This window comes from Delftia sp. JD2, from assembly GCF_001682645.1.
Taxonomy (GTDB): domain Bacteria; phylum Pseudomonadota; class Gammaproteobacteria; order Burkholderiales; family Burkholderiaceae_C; genus Comamonas; species Comamonas acidovorans.
Map to the genome: position 1 here is coordinate 105,878 of NZ_LFJT01000006.1, position 15,582 is coordinate 121,459.

At 62.3% G+C, this 15,582-nt stretch carries 14 protein-coding genes; 12 read left to right on the forward strand and 2 right to left on the reverse strand.

The genetic code is table 11. The features are described 5' to 3' along the window. Positions 1-9 precede the first annotated feature (9 nt). A complete protein-coding gene (gene cyaY / locus ACM14_RS05225; RefSeq protein ID WP_012207381.1) occupies positions 10-348 on the forward strand; it encodes an iron donor protein CyaY in 339 nt (112 codons plus the stop codon). A 79-nt stretch (positions 349-427) separates the two neighbouring features. On the opposite strand, the gene ACM14_RS05230 is transcribed toward cyaY, so the two are convergent. Then, the gene (locus tag ACM14_RS05230; protein WP_065345549.1) at positions 428-2,752 is read right to left on the reverse strand and encodes a penicillin-binding protein 1A; all 2,325 of its coding nucleotides are present in this window, start codon (positions 2,750-2,752) and stop codon (positions 428-430) included. 371 nt (positions 2,753-3,123) lie between these two features. Here ACM14_RS05230 and ACM14_RS05235 point away from each other — a divergent pair, with 371 nt between their 5' ends. The 11 genes from ACM14_RS05235 (at position 3,124) to ACM14_RS05285 (ending at position 14,352) form a co-directional block, all read left to right on the forward strand. Then, positions 3,124-4,203, forward strand: coding sequence for a pilus assembly protein PilM (locus ACM14_RS05235; RefSeq protein WP_034347621.1), 1,080 nt, complete (start codon positions 3,124-3,126; stop codon positions 4,201-4,203). Continuing rightward, positions 4,200-4,811, forward strand: coding sequence for a PilN domain-containing protein (locus tag ACM14_RS05240; protein ID WP_065345550.1), 612 nt, complete (start codon positions 4,200-4,202; stop codon positions 4,809-4,811). Before ACM14_RS05235 ends, ACM14_RS05240 begins: the two co-directional genes overlap by 4 nt. Beyond that, positions 4,811-5,488, forward strand: a complete 678-nt coding sequence (locus ACM14_RS05245; RefSeq protein WP_065345551.1) for a type 4a pilus biogenesis protein PilO — start codon at positions 4,811-4,813, stop codon at positions 5,486-5,488. Before ACM14_RS05240 ends, ACM14_RS05245 begins: the two co-directional genes overlap by 1 nt. After that, positions 5,488-6,036 (forward strand): pilus assembly protein PilP, encoded by a 549-nt coding sequence (locus ACM14_RS05250; RefSeq protein WP_065345552.1) that lies wholly within the window; start codon positions 5,488-5,490, stop codon positions 6,034-6,036. The genes ACM14_RS05245 and ACM14_RS05250 overlap by 1 nt, the downstream gene beginning before the upstream one ends. Beyond that, positions 6,033-8,186: a type IV pilus secretin PilQ gene (pilQ, locus tag ACM14_RS05255; RefSeq protein WP_084027318.1), complete on the forward strand. Its 2,154-nt coding sequence runs from the start codon at positions 6,033-6,035 to the stop codon at positions 8,184-8,186. The genes ACM14_RS05250 and pilQ overlap by 4 nt, the downstream gene beginning before the upstream one ends. Before the next feature lie 22 nt (positions 8,187-8,208). After that, positions 8,209-9,627, forward strand: a complete 1,419-nt coding sequence (locus ACM14_RS05260; protein WP_065345553.1) for an Ig domain-containing protein — start codon at positions 8,209-8,211, stop codon at positions 9,625-9,627. A gap of 65 nt (positions 9,628-9,692) precedes the next feature. Beyond that, positions 9,693-10,223 carry a shikimate kinase gene (locus tag ACM14_RS05265; RefSeq protein WP_065345554.1) on the forward strand — a complete coding sequence of 177 codons (531 nt, stop codon included), beginning with the start codon at positions 9,693-9,695 and terminating at the stop codon, positions 10,221-10,223. A gap of 130 nt (positions 10,224-10,353) precedes the next feature. Beyond that, entirely contained in the window at positions 10,354-11,472 is a 1,119-nt protein-coding gene (gene aroB, locus ACM14_RS05270) for a 3-dehydroquinate synthase (protein ID WP_065345555.1), read from the forward strand. A 64-nt stretch (positions 11,473-11,536) separates the two neighbouring features. Continuing rightward, entirely contained in the window at positions 11,537-12,715 is a 1,179-nt protein-coding gene (locus tag ACM14_RS05275) for a deoxyguanosinetriphosphate triphosphohydrolase (RefSeq protein ID WP_065345556.1), read from the forward strand. 138 nt (positions 12,716-12,853) lie between these two features. Next, positions 12,854-13,474 carry a DUF1415 domain-containing protein gene (locus ACM14_RS05280; protein ID WP_012207370.1) on the forward strand — a complete coding sequence of 207 codons (621 nt, stop codon included), beginning with the start codon at positions 12,854-12,856 and terminating at the stop codon, positions 13,472-13,474. Then, on the forward strand, positions 13,471-14,352 hold the full coding sequence (locus ACM14_RS05285; RefSeq protein WP_065345557.1) for an SAM-dependent methyltransferase: 882 nt from the start codon (positions 13,471-13,473) through the stop codon (positions 14,350-14,352). Before ACM14_RS05280 ends, ACM14_RS05285 begins: the two co-directional genes overlap by 4 nt. Positions 14,353-14,372: 20 nt before the next feature. Here the strand turns inward: ACM14_RS05285 and ACM14_RS05290 are convergent, their stop codons facing one another. Next, positions 14,373-15,470 (reverse strand): MBL fold metallo-hydrolase, encoded by a 1,098-nt coding sequence (locus tag ACM14_RS05290; protein WP_065345558.1) that lies wholly within the window; start codon positions 15,468-15,470, stop codon positions 14,373-14,375. Between the last annotated feature and the right edge of the window lie 112 nt (positions 15,471-15,582).

A 15,582-nucleotide genomic window follows, 5' to 3' on the forward strand; every position in this document is an offset into this window, starting at 1 on the left:
CGAATTGTAATGACCGACCAAGAATTTCTGGACCTTGCCGAACGACTGCTGCTGGCCGTTGAGCAGGACTGCGATCGCATCAACGATGAAACCGATGCCGACCTCGATGCCCAGCGCGTGGGTGGCATGGTGACCCTGGTCTTTGCCAACCGCAGCCAGATCGTGATCAACCAGCAAAAACCGCTGCACGAAATCTGGCTGGCGGCCAAGGCCGGCGGCTTTCACTACCGCTACGACGCGGCGCAGGGCGCCTGGCTCGACACCAAGGGCGCGGGCGAGTTCTTCGCCAACCTGAGCCGCTACGCCACCGAGCAGTCGGGCCTGGCGCTGCAGTTCTCGGCACGCTGATCCGCCGTTATCGGCAGGCTCCATGAAGAAAGCCCGGCATGGCCGGGCTTTCTTGCGTGGTCAACCGCTTGTGTGGCGGTCAGTTGCGGAAGAGGTCGAGGATGCGGTTGCGCTCCTCGGTGGCGGGCGGGGGCGTGGCGCCTGCAGCGCCGCCCGTGGAAGCGCTGTCCATGCCCAGGCTGCTGACGCCGCCGTTGCGCGCGTTTTCCTCGTAGTACCACTCGCCGCCCATGTTCACGACGCCAGGGGGCACAGGCATCTCTGCCACCGGCACGCCCTTGAGGGCATGCTGCATGAAGCCGATCCAGATGGGCAGGCTCAGGCCGCCGCCCGTCTCGCGGCTGCCCAGGTTGCGCGGCGTGTCGTAGCCGATCCAGGACACGGCGGCCAGCGTGGGCTGGAAGCCTGCGAACCAGGCATCCACCGAGTCGTTGGTCGTGCCCGTCTTGCCATACAGGTCGGGACGCTTGAGCGTGGACTGCGCGCGTGCTGCCGTGCCCACGCGCGCCACGTCCTGCAGCAGGCTGTCCATGATGAAGGCGTTGCGCGCGTCGATGGCCTGGGGTAGTTCCTGCACCGGGGGCGGCGTGAATTCGGACAGGATTCGGCCCTTGTGATCGGTGACACGGGCAATCAGCCAGGGGTTGACGCGGTGGCCACCATTGGCGAACACGGAGTAGCCGGCAGCCAACTGCAGGGGCGTGACCGCTCCGGCACCCAGCGCCATGGTCAGGTAGGCCGGATGCTTGGCTGCGTCAAAGCCGAAGCGCGTGACCCACTCCTGTCCCTGCTTGGGTCCCACGGCTTGGAGCAGGCGGATGGAGATCATGTTCTTGGACTTGTTCAAGCCCGTGCGCATGGTCATCGGCCCGTCGTAGCGGCTGTCATAGTTCTTGGGCTCCCATGGCTGGCCACCCGTCACGCCGGCGCTGAAGAACAGCGGCGCGTCATTGATCATGGTGGAAGGCGAGAAGCCTTTTTCCAGTGCCGCAGAGTAGATGAAGGGCTTGAAGGCCGAGCCGGGCTGGCGCCAGGCCTGGGTCACATGGTTGAACTTGTTCTTCTGGAAGTCGAAGCCGCCGATCAAGGCGCGCAAGGCGCCTGTCTGGGGGACCAGGGCCACGAAGGCGCCTTCCACTTCGGGCAGCTGCGTGATTTCCCAGGTGTTCTTGGGCGTCTTGACCACGCGGATCACGGCGCCGGGACGGATCTTGATGTTGGGCGCTGCCTTGGGGTTCAGGCCCGATTCGGCGGGCTTGAGACCTTCACCCGTGATCTCGATCTGTTCGCCGTCGGCGCGTGCCGCCAGGATCTTGCGTGGATTGGCATCCAGCACCACGGCGGCGAGCACATCACCGTTGTCGGGGTGGTTGGCCAGGGTGTCGTCGATGGCGTCTTCACGGTCTTCGGCGTCGGCCGGCAGGGCCACGAACTTCTCGGGGCCGCGGTACTTCTGGCGGCGCTCGTAGTCCATGATGCCGCGGCGCAGCGAGGCGTAGGCGGCTTCCTGTTCGCCGGCATTGATGGTGGTGTAGACGTTCAGGCCGCGCGTATAGGCTTCGTTGCCGTACTGGGCAAAGATCAGCTGGCGTGCCATCTCGGCCACGTATTCGGCATGTACGCGGGTGTTGAAGGAGCCCGTGCGGATCTTCAGCGGCTCGGCCTTGGCTTCAGTGGCCTGGGCGGAGGTGATGAAGCCGTTTTCCTCCATGCGCTCGATGATGTAGAGCTGGCGCGAGCGGGCGCGCTTGGGGTTGCTGATCGGGTTGTAGGCCGATGGTGCCTTGGGCAGGCCTGCCAGCATGGCCGCCTCGGCCACCGTGATGTCCTTCAGTGGCTTGCCGAAATAGGCTTCACAGGCAGCAGCAAAGCCATAGGCCCGATTTCCCAGATAAATCTGGTTCATGTAGATCTCGAGAATCTGGTTTTTGCTCAACAGATGCTCTAGCTTGAAAGTCAGTAAGACTTCGTAAATTTTGCGTGTAAAGGTTTTCTCGGAAGACAGATAGACGTTGCGCGCCACCTGCATGGTGATAGTCGATGCGCCCTGGCTTTTCACGCGGCCCAGATTGGCCAGCGCGGCGCGGGCCATTCCCTTGTAGTCCACGCCGCCATGCTCGAAAAAGCGCGTGTCTTCAATGGCCAGCACGGCGTCGGTCATCACCTTGGGGATGTCCTGGATGGGAGTCAGCGTGCGCCGCTCCTCGCCGAATTCACCCAGCAGGGCGCCTTCGCTGGAGTACACGCGCAGCGGCAGCTTGGGCCGGTAGTCGGCCAGCTCGGACACGTCGGGCAGGTTGGGATAGGCCATGGCCAGGGCCACGGCCACGGTCAGCATCAAGGCCAGCGCGCCGGCGACGGCGATGCCCGCCAGCCATAGCAAGGCCTTGGGAAACCAGTGCATGGGCTTGGATGGGGCGGAGCGAGGCTTTGCAGCCTGGGGTTCTCGGGAGTCTGAAGACGGCATGTCGCAGGGAGTGCTGAGGAGTGCCGCATTATAAAAATGCGTGCCCCAGGAGGACGGTAGGAGACGGCTGCACACGGTTGCCAGCATGGCCGCAAGCCAAGCATCCTAAGCCAGGCGTGCAGGCCGACATGCAAGCAGGGGTGCATTCATGTCGCATTTGATGGCCCGCAATAATGTCTGTTTTTGGCCACTAGCGCCTAGCGTGCTCCGGCTGGCATGGTGAGCTGTGCGCAGTCTTGCTGATAGCATTCAACCTATATGTGAAGGTTTGTTGCGTTCTTTACATACACAAGAAGAGGGAGGGCAAGTTGATTGCTATGGGATCCTTATTCAGTCGCCAGCCCGCACCTTTGCTAGGCATCGACATCAGTTCTTCGAGCGCCAAGCTCGTTGAGCTGTCTCGTGCCAAGTCGGGCGAACTGTTGCTGGAGCGCTGTGCCATCGAACCGCTGGAGCGGGGATGGATCACGGACGGCAACATCGAAAAGTTCGATGAAGTGGCAGAGGCTGTACGGCGACTGGTCAAAAAAAGCGGCACGCGGACCAAGAACGTGGCCATGGCCTTGCCGGCCTCGGCCGTGATCACCAAGAAGATTTCGCTGCCGGACGGCATGAGCGAGCAGGAATTGGAGGTCCAGGTCGAATCCGAGGCCAATCAGTACATTCCTTTCTCGCTCGATGAAGTGAGTCTGGACTTCTGCGTCATAGGCCCGTCATCGAATTCACCCGGCGACGTGGACGTGCTCATTGCCGCATCGCGCCGCGAGAAGGTCCAGGACCGCCAGGGCCTGGCCGAGGCGGCCGGCCTCAAGCCTATGGTCATCGACATCGAGCCCCACGCCTCCCGCATGGCAGCTGCACGGCTGATCGAGCGCCTGCCCAATCAGGGCAACAACGCCCTTGTGGCCTTGTTCGAGTTGGGCGCCATGACGACCAGCATGCAGATCCTGCGCGACGACGAGGTGCTGTATGACCGGGACCAGGCCTTTGGCGGCGCACAGCTGACGCAACTGATCGCGCGCCAATATGGTTTCTCGCTCGAAGAGGCCGAGTCCAAGAAGCGCAGCGGCGAACTTCCGGAGGACTACGCGTCCGCCGTGCTCAAGCCCTTTGTGCAAAGCATGACGCAGGAAGTGTCGCGCGCACTGCAGTTCTTTTTCACCAGTACGCCCCACAACCGCATAGACCACATCCTGCTGGCAGGCGGCTCGGCCCCACTTTCCGGCCTGTCCGAGGCCATCACGCAGCAAACGGGTTTTGCCTGCAGCCTTGCCAATCCCTTTGATGGAATGGAAGTCGGCAGCGGCGTACGCCTCAAGCGCATGTCGCGCGAGGCCCCCGCCTACCTGACCGCCTGCGGACTGGCCATGCGGAGGTTTGTGTCGTGATTCTGATCAATCTGCTTCCTCACAGAGAAGCAACACGAAAGCGCCGCAAGGAAGCATTCCAGGCCACCATGGTCCTGTCTGCCCTGGTGGGGCTTTTGATCATTGGCGCGGTCTACTGGTGGTACCAGATGATGATCGAGGCCCAGCAGGCAAAGAACACCATGCTGCGCGCCGAGATCACCGTCCTGGAGTCCCAGATCAAGGAAATCGCGGGGCTGGAAAATGAGATCACGGCCCTGCGTGCACGCCAGAAGGCCGTGGAGGATCTGCAGTCCGACCGCAATCTTCCGGTGCACATGCTCAACGAGCTGGTGGCGCAGTTGCCCGACGGTGTCTACATCACCAGCATCAAGCAGGAAGGTCTGGCCGTGACCATGCTGGGCACGGCACAGTCCAATGAGCGGGTGTCTGAAATGCTGCGCAATCTCTCGGAGGGGACACCCTGGATTTCAAAGCCTGAACTGGTGGAAATCGTGGCCAAGACGGTCAATGTCACGCCCAAGGACCAGCGCCGCGCCGCTGCGTTCAATCTGCGCTTTCAACTGACGCGTGCCAGCGTGGCGGAGAAGAACCTTTCGACGGCGGCCAACCCAGGAAAGTCCCAGTGATGGCCAAGAAGAAAAAGAACGACATCGACTTCTCCGCGCTGCAGGAGAACATACAGCGCCAGTTCCGTGGTCTGGATCCCAATGATCCGTCGCGGTGGCCTGTGCTGCCGCGGACACTGTTGTGCGTGGCCATCGCGCTGGCTGTGGCTGCCGTGCTTTGGTATGTGCTGATCAAGGACTACGAAGACACCCTGGAGCAGGAGCGCAATACCGAGGTCACGCTGCGGCAGGACTTCAGCCAGAAGCTGTCCAAGGCCGTCAGCCTGGATGGCCTGAAGAAACAGCGAGAACAGGTGCAGCAGTATGTGACGCAGCTGGAAAAGCAATTGCCCAGCAAGGCGGAAATGGCAGCCCTGCTCTCGGACATCAATCAGGCCGGCCTGGGCCGCAGCCTGCAGTTTGAAACCTTCCGGCCTGGTGCGATGGTGGTCAAGGAGTACTACGCCGAACTGCCCATTGCGTTGAAGGTCACGGGCCGCTTTCATGACATCGGATCCTTTGCGTCCGACGTGGCCTACCTGTCACGCATCGTGACCTTGAACAATCTGTCGATCGTCCCCGTGGGCAAGGATGGCAGCGAGGTCTTGAGCATGGAGGCGACGGCACGGACCTTCCGCTATCTGGATCCGGATGAGGTGCAGGCGCAACGCGCAGCTGCAGGGAAGGGCAAGAAGTAATGAGACACATGCGTTTCAGCTGCTGGCTCACGCTGGCAGCCTGCCTTGCCGCTTCGGGCTGCTCTTCCTCTGATCAAGAGGAACTGCAGACCTGGATGGCGCAAGAGAAAGCCAATGCAAAGCCCCGTGTCAAGCCTTTGGAGGAGCCCAAAGCTTTTACGCCCCAAGCCTACCTGGGAGCTGATGGCATGGATCCTTTCAATCCCTTGAAGCTGATGCAGGTGCTGCGCAAGGAATCCGCGCAGACCAATGCGAATACCACCCTGATCGCCTCCGAGCTAAATCGCCGCAAGGAACCGCTGGAGGCCGAGCCTCTGGATGCGATGACCATGGTGGGTAGCCTGGACAAGAAGGGCGTGCCCACGGCGCTGATCAAGGTAGGGGCCCTGTTGTACCAAGTTCGCTCAGGAAATTACCTGGGACAGAACTACGGAAAGATCACCCGGATCACGGAGACTTCCATCCAGTTGCGGGAAATCGTCCAGGATGGCAGCGGCGACTGGATAGAGAGAACTAGCACACTGGAGTTGCAGGAGGGAAGGAAATGATGGGCACACATCGAAGCATGTTGCACAAGGCTCGCTGGGGAATCGCCGTAGGCGGTTGGCTGCTGGGCTCCTTGGCATGGGCGCAGTCCGCGATAGAGTCGGTCTCCGGCTCGATTCAAGGGGGCACCGAGGTGGTGCGCATCGAGCTTTCCGAAGCGCTGGCCGCCGACCCTACGGGATTTGCGATCCAGTCTCCGGCGCGCATCGCACTGGATTTTCCTGGCGCCACCAATGGCACGGGCAAATCGGTGGTCGAGCTCAATCAGGGCAACCTGCGCTCCATCAATATCGTCGAGGCTTCAGGCCGCGCACGCCTGGTGCTGAACCTGAAGATGGCGACCTCCTACCGTACTGAACGCCAAGGCAAGGCGCTGCTGATCCTGCTGGATCCGGTGGCGGCCGCATCTGCAAGCGCAAAGCCTTCCGCACAGCAAGGCGTGTTTGAGAACAAAGCGGCCACCAATAGCGATAGCCAGCCGATACGCAATGTCGACTTTCGCCGCGGAAGCGATGGCTCGGGCCGTATCGTCGTGGGCCTGAGCAATAGCCAGGTCGGCGTGGATCTGCGCCGTGAAGGAAAGGAACTGGTGGTCGATTTCCTGCGCTCTTCTTTGCCTGAAGGGCTGCGGCGCAAGCTGGATGTTGCTGATTTCGGTACGCCGGTACAGACAATCTCCTCGTTGCAGCAGGGTGAGTCAGTCCGCATGCGCATTGCGCCCACGGGTGATTGGGAGCACAGTGCCTATCAAAGTGACAGCCAGTTTGTGATTGAAGTTCGCCAGAAAAAGGTGGACGTGAGCAAACTGACTCAGGGCCCTGGCTACAGCGGTGAGAAACTCTCCCTGAATTTCCAGAATATCGAAGTGCGATCTCTGCTTCAGGTGATTGCCGATTTCACGAACTTCAATATCGTGACTTCGGACACGGTTTCCGGGGCACTGACCCTGCGCCTGAAGGATGTTCCCTGGGATCAGGCGCTGCAAATCATCATGGATGCCAAGGGCCTGGGCATGCGCAAGTCCGGATCTGTGCTCTGGATTGCACCCAGGGATGAAATCGATGCGCGCACCAAGCGGGACTATGAGGCCGCAATGGAGATTCAGAAACTGGAGCCTCTGAGAACTCAGGGCTTCCAGCTGAACTATGCGAAGGCGGCCGATATTCTTCAGCAGATCAGTGCAAGCTCAGGTGGCGGTGGCTCGGGTGGAGCTTCCACCAGGTTCCTGTCGGAGCGTGGGTCTGCGATTTCGGAGCCTCGCACCAATCAGTTGTTCGTGACCGATACATCCACGAAACTGGAGGAGATGAAGGCGCTGTTGGCGACGCTGGATGTACCTGTTCGCCAAGTGCTGATTGAAGCCCGCATTGTGGAAGCCCGCGACACGTTTGGCCGGGCTCTGGGTGTGCGTCTTGGCGGTGGGGATTTACGTGCTCAGCGCGGTGGAGACGGGGGATACAGCATCGGTGGAGACAACCGTGTTGCCATCGGAACGGGATTTGACAATGCCAATGCTTCCGCAGGAGCGAGCGGGCAGACCGTCAATACCTCTGGGAGTTTTGTCAATCTGCCTGGAAAATTGTCGAATGTCGCAAACTCCGGCACGTTTGCCATGTCGATCTTCAATGCTGCTGCGAACCGATTCCTGACCCTTGAACTTTCTGCGATGGAATCCGACGGTCAGGGCAAGATCATTTCCAGCCCGAGGTTGGTGACGGCCGATCAGACCAAGGCATTGATTGAGCAAGGTACTGAGTATCCGTATTCTGTGACGGCGCCTAATGGTGCGACGACCATCGCCTTCAAAAAGGCCGTTTTGAAGCTGGAGGTTACGCCTCAGATCACTCCTGAAGGCGATATCATCCTGGACCTGGATGTCAACAAGGATTCGCGTGGCGAGAGCACGCTGCAAGGTGTCGCTATCGATACCAAGCATGTGCGCACCCAGGTTCTTGTCCAGAATGGAGGAACTGTTGTGATTGGCGGCATCTTCGAGATGGAGGAGACCAACACGGAAAACAAGATTCCATTGTTGGGTGATGTTCCTGTGCTGGGATACCTCTTCAAAAGTCGTGTGAGAGAGTCCCAAAAGCGGGAGATGCTGGTATTTATTACACCGAAGATGTTGGCTGACATCCGAAGTGCTCGTTGAATGTAGTAGGAGATTGATAATCATGCAAAAAATCATTTTCGGTGCCATGCTGGCACTCGGTCTGGCCGGGTGTGGTGGTGGAGGAGGGAGTGCTGGTGAGACAAATCAGCCATATACCATTTCGCTGCGCGCAGATAAGACACAGCTTCCGGTGAATATTGCAAGTGCCGGCCCTGGTATTGGTGCTAATGCGGCATATACGACAACAATGTATGTCGAGGCTCGTCAAGGGAATATGCCTATACCTGGCGGGGATGGAATTTTCCAATGTGCGTTGACTGCCGGCCTGGACTCCTCCATGCTCTTTTATCTGGATGGAACGGATAAAAAGGATGACAAGGGTAATATTATGGCGAGCCGTGCCGTCGTGCTCGGATCCAATTCCGGCAGTGCTACCTTCCATCTGCATGCGGATAACAAGGCTGGCTTAGCGACCGTGACCTGCTCGGTCACGGATCCCCGTGACAAGAGGGTTGTCAGTGCCAGTGCCAGCGTCACTATCGGTGGTGCGGCGCAAAACCTGCCTGCCAGCACGCTGACCGTTACTCAGGCCCCTGGCTATCTGGGCTCCCGGGACAACCTCAGCGATCTGCGCAACAACGTGTCCCTGGAAGTAAAGGTCGTTGATGACCGCAACCAGCCCGTCACTGGCGCCAGCCCCAATGTCCAGGTGCGTATCGTTCCCAGTTCCGCCTATGAAGGTGCTCGCTTGATCTCTGGAACAAAGGCGGGTTCTTCGCTGCAGATCAGCTCTCTCAACGGCATTGCACAGCTGTCGCTTTCCAGTGGCCCCGATAGCGGCGCCATCGTGCTGGAAACGACCGTGGACCGACGGGACAATGATGTCAGCAATGGCATTCAGGATCCCATCAGGGCCTATACCGTTGTGGGTGTCTACCATGAGATCGCCAAGACGCCTCTGGCCCTGCCTGATGGCTTGAGCATCTCGGGTGTCAAGGACCAGCCTCTGGTGTACGGCTTTGCAGCAACAGGTGGCATTCCTCCTTATCGCTGGTCGACACTGGGTGGTGTTCCAGACGGTATGCGCCTGAGCAGCGACGGCGTGCTTTCCGGTACGCCAACTGTGGTCGGAACCTTCAACATGCTGGTACGTGTGCAGGACGCACAGGGCACCGTGGTCGACAAGACCGTGACCGTGACCATTGTGGCCAAGGCACCTCTGGCCTTCACTGCACCGACCATCTCTGGCGTACGTGGTGTGGCCCTGGCGTATGCACTGTTGGCAACCGGCGGTACCGCTCCCTACACGTGGGTGAGTCTGGGTGGCACACCCGAAGGGCTGGCGTTGTCCAGCGACGGCATCTTGTCGGGTACTCCGACGGCGGATGGCACCTTCAACATAATCGTGCGCGTCACGGATGCCGACAACACGGTGATCACGAGGAACGTGACCATCACGGTGGCCAAGCCGGCGCCGTAAAGGCGATGCCGTTCGCGGCCATGGGAGATAATTTTGATTTCCCATGGCCCGTGCGGTAACAGCAAATGGATGTTTCAGGCTTGGTAACCCGGGTGGCCCTGATCGGCCTGCCCGGCTCCGGCAAATCGACCATAGGGCGCCAGCTGGCGCGCCTGTGGTCGATGCGTTTTGTGGATGCGGATCATGTGGTCGAGCAGCGCATAGGCTGCAGCATCCGGGAGTTTTTCGAGCGCGAGGGCGAGCAGGCTTTTCGAGACATGGAGTCGCAGGTCATTGATGAGCTGTCCGCCTCCACATCCAGCTTGCTGCTGTCCACGGGCGGTGGCGTGGTGCTGCGCGAGCAAAACCGCCGCCATCTGCATGCGCGCACCCAGGTCTTCTATCTGGATTGCTCGCCAGAGGCCATCGCCGCGCGGCTGCGCAACGATGTGACGCGGCCCTTGCTGCAGGTGGAAGACCCGGCGCTGCGCCTGCGGGAGCTGCTGCTGCAACGCGAGCCGCTTTATCTGGAGACGGCTCACTTCGTGATCCAGACATCGGGTCTGTCTGTGGCGCAGGCCGCCCAGCGCATACGTATGCAGGCGGAACTGGCCTGAGCGGCAGCCCGCTGGAACACCAAAGGCCTCGGCACTTGCCGGGGCCTTTTTCTTTAAGATCGGCGGTTGCCGGGCGCGCTGCCGTGTCGCGCAATTCCTTTCACTCTTTCTGCCTTGGAGCGACACCATCTTGCCCACCGCTTCCTCCTTGCCTGCCGCCCAGGTCGTGACCATCGACCTGGGTGACCGTTCCTATCCGATCACCATCGGCACCGGCCTGCTGGACCAGGCCGCGACCTATGCCGCCCTGCCTTCTGCGGCCCAGGCCGTGATCGTCAGCAATGATGTGGTCGCACCGCTCTATGAGCCCGCACTGCGCCGCGTGCTGGAACAACGCTACCGCAGCGTGCGTACCGTGGTGCTGCCCGATGGCGAGGCCCACAAGGACTGGCAGACGCTGAACCTGATCTTTGACGACCTGCTGTCCGGCGGCTGCGACCGCAAGACCGTGCTGTTCGCGCTGGGCGGTGGCGTCATCGGCGACATGACGGGCTTTGCCGCCGCCAGCTACATGCGCGGCGTGCCCTTCGTGCAGGTGCCCACCACGCTGCTGTCGCAGGTGGACTCATCGGTGGGCGGCAAGACCGCCATCAACCATCCGCTGGGCAAGAACATGATCGGCGCCTTCTACCAGCCGCAGCTGGTGGTTTGCGACCTGGCTTCGCTGGACACGCTGCCCGTGCGCGAGCTGAGCGCCGGCTTGGCCGAGGTCATCAAGTACGGGCCGATCGCCGACATGGACTTCCTGGCCTGGCTGGAAGAGAACATGGACGCCTTGCTTGCCCGTGACCGCACTGCACTGGCGCACGCGATCAAGCGCAGCGTGGAGATCAAGGCCTGGGTGGTGGGGCAGGACGAGAAAGAGGCCGGATTGCGCGCCATTCTCAATTTCGGCCACACCTTCGGGCATGCGATCGAAGCCGGCATGGGCTATGGCAACTGGCTGCACGGCGAAGGCGTGGGCGCCGGCATGGTCATGGCGGCCGAGCTGTCGCAGCGCCTTGGCCTGGTGGATGCTGCCTTCGTGCAGAGGTTGCGTGTGCTGATCGCGCGTGCGGGCCTGCCCGTGCGTGGCGCCGTCCTGGACGAAGCCGACAATGCCGGGCGCTATCTGGAACTGATGCGCGTGGACAAGAAGTCCGAGGCGGGCGAGATCCGCTTCGTGCTCATCGACGGCCCCGGCAAGGCCATCATGCGTTCGGCCCCCGACGCGCTGGTGCGCGAGGTCATCAACGCCTGCTGCGCCTGATCCGCAGCGCAGGGGGCAAGCAGGAACTGCTAGAGTGGCCTCGTCAGCATGATGAGGCGATCGAATGCAGAAACAGGCCCTGGCCCCTTATGCCTGCAACCCGGCGGTCAGCCGGGGGCGGCGTTTCCCGGAGGCGCCTGCGCCCACGCGCAGCGACTTCCAGCGCGACCGGGACCGCATCGTGCATTCCTCGGCCTTCCGGCGGCTGGTCTACAAGACCCAGGTCTTCGTCAACCATGAAGGCGACCTGTTCCGCACACGGCTGACGCACTCGCTGGAAGTCGCCCAGCTGGGCCGCTCGGTGGCCCGGTCGCTGCAACTGGACGAGGATCTGGTCGAAGCCATCTGCCTGGCCCACGATCTGGGCCACACCCCCTTCGGCCATGCGGGCCAGGACGCGCTCAATGCCTGCATGCAGCCGCACGGCGGCTTCGAGCACAACCTGCAAAGCCTGCGCGTGGTGGACCGGCTGGAGGAGCGCTATCCGGCCTTTGACGGCCTGAACCTGAGCTTCGAGACGCGCGAGGGCATTCTCAAGCACTGCTCGCGCACCAATGCCGAGCACCTGGAAGCGCGCGAGCCCGGTGGCGTGGCCCAGCGCTTTTTGCTGGGCCGGCAGCCTTCGCTGGAGGCCCAGCTGTGCAATCTGGCCGATGCCATTGCCTACAACGCCCATGACGTGGACGATGGCGTGCGCTCCGGCCTGATCACCATGGCCCAGCTGCGCGAGGCCGTTCCTTTGTTCGCGCGCTATCACGATGCAACGCTGGCCGAGCATCCCCAGCTGGGCATGCCTTTGGCCGAGCGCCGACTGCTGTACGAAAGCATCCGCCGCATGCTCAGCGACCAGGTCTATGACGTGATCGCCGCCACGCAGCAACGCATTGCTCAGGCACGGCCCTGTTCGGTCGATGAGGTGCGCGCACAGGCTGGCCCCCTGGTGGGCTTCAGCGATACCATGAGGCAGCAGTCGTTGCAGCTCAAGCAGTTCCTGTTCCGCAATCTCTATCGCCATGAACAGGTGATGAAGACCATGGACGGCGCGCAGCAGGTGGTGGCCGAGCTGTTTGCGGCCTACATGGTGGAGCCCGATCGCATGAAGCCGCGTTTCGTGCAGCGGGCCATGCTGGCCGAGGACGTATCGGCGCGTGCGCGGGTGGTGGCCGACTTCATCGCCGGGATGACGGACCGCTACGCGGCCCGGGAGCATGAGCTGCTGACAGGCCTGCGCCTGCTGGGCTGAGAAATCCGAGCACCGGCATCGTCCGGGCGGCGCGGCTAGAATGCGGACCCTGCGTGACAGGGCAGGGAAGGGTTCCTGGACGGTTTCGCAATGTCTGGGGGCGCAGTGCCCCCGTTCGCATTTTTGAAGGGCACAGCCATGACCGATACCAACCACGAGATTCGCGCGGCCGAGTTTCCGCCTGTCACCGTGATCGAGGATACGGTGCACTGGCTCGAAAAGGCCGTGATCGGCCTGAACCTGTGCCCCTTCGCCAAGGGCGTGCACATCAAGGGCCAGATCCACTACACGGTCAGCCAGGCCACCGACGCCGAGGGCGTGGCGGCGGATCTGCACCGCGAGCTGGAAGCGCTGGCCGAGGCCTCGCCCGAGAAGCGCGACACCACGCTGCTGATCCTGCCCCATGCGCTGCAGGAGTTCCTGGACTTCAACGACTTCCTCGAGGTGGCCGACGCCATGGTCGAGGAACTGGACCTGGGAGGCATCCTGCAGGTGGCCTCGTTCCATCCGCAGTTCCAGTTCGAGGGCACCGAAGCCGACGACGTCACCAACTGCACCAACCGCTCGCCCTATCCCACGCTGCACCTGCTGCGCGAGGACAGCATAGACAAGGCGGTCGAAGCATTCCCCGAGGCGGAGTCCATCTACGAGCGCAACATGGAGACGCTGGAGAAGATCGGCATCGAAGGCTGGCTGGACATGGGCGTGGGCGCGCGCTGCCCCGTGGCGCATGCAGCCAAGCCGGGCGCAGCCGAATGAAGGCGCGCCAAGGCAAGCCTGCCGCGAAACCCGAGCAGGATGTGACCGAGCAGCTGGGCCTCAAGCCCGGCCAGTCCATCGAACTGCTCAAGGCGCTGCACATCCTCACGCGCGAAGGCAAGATCAACCAGGACTCGCGGCGCAAGCTCAAGCAGGTCTACCACCTGTACCAGTTCATCGCCCCCATCCTCGAAGAACTGTCGGCCGACGACCATGCGGTCACCCTGGCCGACCACGGCGCCGGCAAGTCCTATCTGGGCTTCATCCTCTACGACCTGTATTTCAAGCCGCTGGGGCGCGGCCATATCTACGGCATAGAGACGCGCGCGCCGCTGGTGGACGCTTCGCAGAAGCTGGCTGCCGAGCTGGGCTTCGAGCGCATGGGCTTCCTCAATATGTCGGTGGCCGAATCCACGCATGCCGACTTCATGCCTGCGCAATTCGACGTGGTCACGGCCTTGCACGCCTGCGACACCGCCACCGACGATGCCATCGCCTTCGGCCTGGAGAAGAAAGCCAAGGCCATGGTGCTGGTGCCCTGCTGCCAGGCCGAGGTCGCTGCCTGCCTGCGCCAGACCAAGGCGCTGAGCCTGACGCGCACGCCGCTGGCAGAACTGTGGCGCCATCCCATACACACGCGAGAGATGGGCAGCCAGCTCACCAACGTGCTGCGCTGCCTGTACCTGGAAGCCTGCGGCTACCAGGTCACCGTGACCGAGCTGGTCGGCTGGGAACACAGCATGAAGAACGAGCTGATCATTGCGCGTTACACGGGGCAGAAAAAGCGCAGTGCGGTCGAGCGCATGCGCGCCATCTTGGCGGAGTTCGGCATGCAGGATGCGATGGCACAGCGCTATCCGCTGCTGCAGGCGGCCTGAGCCGGCTGCCTGCAGCAGTCTCAGACCCCCGCCACGGCGTGGTACCAGGCGATGCCATCGGCATCAATGCTGCGCTCCACCTGCCCTGCATGCATCAGGTGGTTGAGGCAGGCCAGGCTCTCGCCCGTGGCCATGCCCAGCAGGGCGGGGCTGGATTCGCTGATGGGGCGTGAGAACAGAGCGCCGAAGACATCGACGGCGCGACGCGGTTCGGCCAGTGCGGCCAGCAAGCGGGCGTTGGCGCGTTCCTGGCCTGCGGCCAGTGAATCGATGCGTGCATGCAGGCCGCGAAAGCAATCGCCATGCGCGGGCAGGACGAGCACATCGTCGGGCACTTCGCGCCTGACCTTTTCCAGAGAATCCATCCAGTCGGCCATGGGGTTGGCGTCTGGCTCCATGGCATGGACCGAGACGTTGGACGAGATGCGCGGCAGCACCTGGTCGCCCGAGATCAACAGCTTGAGATCGGGGCAGTAGAGGCTGGCGTGCTCGGGCGAGTGGCCGCTGCCGACCACCACGCGCCACAGGTGCTTTCCTATGCGCAGTTCCTCGCCGTCGTGCAGGCGGCGGTAGCTGTCGGGCAGGGCGTGGATGTGCTTGCCGAAGTTGCCGAAGCGGGCGCGGTAGGACTCCAGGGCGCTGTCGCTCCAGCCTGCGCGGCGGTAGAAGGCGATGGCGTCGGGCGGCGCCTCACGGCTGCAGTCTGAGACCACGACGCGGCAGTTGAGGTACTCCAGGCGCGTCATGTACAGCGGCACATGGAACTTGCGCGTCAGCCAGCCGGCCAGGCCCACATGGTCGGGGTGCATGTGGGTGACCAGCACGCGCGTCAGCGAGCGGCCGTCGGTGGATTGGGAGAACAGCGCGCGCCAGGTAGCCACGCCTTCGTCGGTGCGCGCGCCGGTATCGACGATGGCCCAGCCCTGGCCGTCATCGATGGCCCAGAGATTGATGTGATCCAGCGCATAGGGCAGGGGCATGCGTATCCAGAGCACGCCGGGTGCGACCTCCAGCGTCTGCCCGCGCTGCGGTGGCGCCTCGAACGGGTAGTCGAGCACCGGCTTGGGCGGCGCATCCGTGGCGTGCGAGGCGTTCGGGGCTTGGGCTTTCTGGTCCATGGGGTTCCTTGTTCAGTCGCGGGGGTGGCCGGGTGCTCCCCGGCTGGCAGCGCATCCCCGCAACGATACGCCTGCCGCTGCTGCCTTGCTGTCACGGGCTCGTCACAGGCCG

What these genes read in the sequence shown, in the direction of transcription:
- cyaY (WP_012207381.1), top strand. Translation starts at nt 10, where the DNA reads ATGACCGACCAAGAATTTCTGGACCTTGCCGAACGACTGCTGCTGGCC.
- ACM14_RS05275 (WP_065345556.1), top strand. Translation starts at nt 11,537, where the DNA reads ATGCAGAAACAGGCCCTGGCCCCTTATGCCTGCAACCCGGCGGTCAGC.
- ACM14_RS05290 (WP_065345558.1), bottom strand. Translation starts at nt 15,470, where the DNA reads ATGGACCAGAAAGCCCAAGCCCCGAACGCCTCGCACGCCACGGATGCG.
- ACM14_RS05285 (WP_065345557.1), top strand. Translation starts at nt 13,471, where the DNA reads ATGAAGGCGCGCCAAGGCAAGCCTGCCGCGAAACCCGAGCAGGATGTG.
- ACM14_RS05260 (WP_065345553.1), top strand. Translation starts at nt 8,209, where the DNA reads ATGCAAAAAATCATTTTCGGTGCCATGCTGGCACTCGGTCTGGCCGGG.
- ACM14_RS05280 (WP_012207370.1), top strand. Translation starts at nt 12,854, where the DNA reads ATGACCGATACCAACCACGAGATTCGCGCGGCCGAGTTTCCGCCTGTC.
- ACM14_RS05245 (WP_065345551.1), top strand. Translation starts at nt 4,811, where the DNA reads ATGGCCAAGAAGAAAAAGAACGACATCGACTTCTCCGCGCTGCAGGAG.
- ACM14_RS05230 (WP_065345549.1), bottom strand. Translation starts at nt 2,752, where the DNA reads ATGCACTGGTTTCCCAAGGCCTTGCTATGGCTGGCGGGCATCGCCGTC.
- ACM14_RS05265 (WP_065345554.1), top strand. Translation starts at nt 9,693, where the DNA reads ATGGATGTTTCAGGCTTGGTAACCCGGGTGGCCCTGATCGGCCTGCCC.
- ACM14_RS05250 (WP_065345552.1), top strand. Translation starts at nt 5,488, where the DNA reads ATGAGACACATGCGTTTCAGCTGCTGGCTCACGCTGGCAGCCTGCCTT.
- pilQ (WP_084027318.1), top strand. Translation starts at nt 6,033, where the DNA reads ATGATGGGCACACATCGAAGCATGTTGCACAAGGCTCGCTGGGGAATC.